This window comes from Lysinibacillus sp. GbtcB16, from assembly GCF_019091145.1.
Classification (GTDB): domain Bacteria; phylum Bacillota; class Bacilli; order Bacillales_A; family Planococcaceae; genus Lysinibacillus; species Lysinibacillus fusiformis.
Genome location: NZ_JAGXJV010000056.1, coordinates 1 through 1,433, shown reverse-complemented (window position 1 = coordinate 1,433; position 1,433 = coordinate 1). Strand labels below are relative to the sequence as shown.

General features: G+C 42.6%; 1 protein-coding gene and 1 rRNA gene. One reads left to right on the top strand and one right to left on the bottom strand.

Annotated features, from left to right (window positions below):
• Positions 1 to 87, top strand: a 5S ribosomal RNA gene (gene rrf / locus KVT27_RS23195); the annotation flags it as partial.
• Between the two features lie 110 nt (positions 88 to 197).
• On the opposite strand, the gene KVT27_RS23190 is transcribed toward rrf, so the two are convergent.
• Positions 198 to 1,433 (bottom strand): acetate--CoA ligase (locus tag KVT27_RS23190; RefSeq protein ID WP_217582024.1); only part of this gene is annotated, 1,236 nt, incomplete at its 5' end.

Here is a 1,433-nt window from a genome sequence, read left to right as displayed (position 1 = left end):
CGTTCCCATACCGAACACGGAAGTTAAGCTCTTTAGCGCCGATGGTAGTTGGGGGCTTCCCCCTGTGAGAGTAGGACATCGCTAGGCGCAAAAAGTCGCTACTGATACACTCAGTAGTGGCTTTTTTTCTGTCTAAAATTCCAAAAAGTAGATAAAGTAAGGAGGCATTTCTTTGAATGAAATGCCTCCTTACTATTTTAGACAGTTGCTGCTCGTAGTTCGATACGACGAATTTTCCCAGATGTTGTTTTTGGTAACTCATCGATAAAGACAATACTACGAGGATATTTATAAGGTGCCGTCAGTGCTTTTACATGCTCCTGTAGTTCCTTGATTAGTTCATCTTCATTGTGTCCCTTATAGCCATCTCGTAAGATTACGTAGGCTTTGACAATATGCCCTCTAATTTCATCTGGAGCAGCTACCACAGCACACTCTTGTACAGCATCATGTTTGTTTAAGGCATCTTCCACTTCAAATGGGCCAATCGTATAACCAGATGAGATAATAATATCGTCGCCCCTACCTTCAAACCAGAAGTAACCATCTTCATCACATTTTGCTTGATCACCTGTAATGTACCATTCACCGCGGAATGCCGCTTGTGTCCGCTCAGGCTCACGATAATACTCTTTAAACAAGGCTGGCGATGATTTGTGTATCGCAATATCGCCAACCTCGCCAACAGGTGCCTCATTGCCTTCATTGTCGATAATACGTACAATATTACCTGGAGTTGGGACACCCATGGAACCAGGTCGTAGCTCCGTGTTTTCCAAAGTACCAATGAGTAATGTATTTTCAGTTTGACCATAACCATCGCGGACTTTTAAACCAAAGTGATTCTTAAATGTTTCAATGACTGGTCGATTTAATGGCTCACCAGCAGAGACAGCACTACGAAGAGAAGATAGATTATAGTCTTTTAAATTCTCAAGTTTTGCCATGATACGATATTCAGTTGGGGTGCAGCAAAGTACATTAACCTTTTCATCTTGCAACAGCTGAAGATATGTTTTTGCATCAAATCCACCATGATAAACAAAGGCAGTAGCTCCCAACATAATAGTAGATAGGAACGGACTCCAAATCCATTTTTGCCAGCCTGGAGCTGCAGTTGCCCATACTAAGTCTCCTTCACGTACACAAAGCCATTGTGCAGCCGCTGTTCGAATATGCGCGTAGCCCCAGCCATGAGAATGGACGACGCCTTTAGGCTTACCTGTTGTTCCAGAAGTATAAGAAAGGAATGCCATGTCATCGCGCTTAGTAGCAACAGCCGTAAATGTATGTGGCTGAGAGCTAGCCAATTCATCTAAAGAAGACCAATCTCCTGTAGCTGTTCCGATGACCATTTTGTTTTTTAAAGCATCTACAGAAGACGAAATTTTGTCTACTTCACTAGTAAATACTTCATAGGCGATAACCGCACT